The sequence below is a fragment of the Actinocatenispora comari genome (genome assembly GCF_017312725.1).
Taxonomy (GTDB): Bacteria; Actinomycetota; Actinomycetes; order Mycobacteriales; family Micromonosporaceae; genus Actinocatenispora; species Actinocatenispora comari.
In genome coordinates this window covers 1-254 of record NZ_BOPO01000068.1, presented here as the reverse complement: position 1 = coordinate 254, position 254 = coordinate 1, and the positions used below count along the sequence as shown (strand labels likewise).

The 254-nt window shown below is 18.1% G+C and carries 1 protein-coding gene; it reads left to right on the top strand.

Annotation, left to right across the window (positions count from 1 at the left end; translation table 11 throughout):
• Positions 1 to 254 (top strand): hypothetical protein (locus NUM_RS18845; protein ID WP_207126206.1); only part of this gene is annotated, 254 nt, incomplete at both ends.

Below are 254 nucleotides of genomic sequence, written 5' to 3'. Positions count from 1 at the left end.
AGAAATTTTAGCTTTATTCACTAATTCTTTCTTTGATAATCAATATAATTCTATTATTGAAAATCCTTTATTCCCTAATACTGCTTTACAAATTAATTCTGAAGATAATAATTATGCTATATTATATGATTACTTAAAAGAAATGAGTTATTATAATATGAATCAAAAAGGAGTGATTTTCTCTTTCAATAAATTTATTTCTTTCTTCTTTAATACTAGAAATACTAATAAAAATAATAAATTAATTAAATACT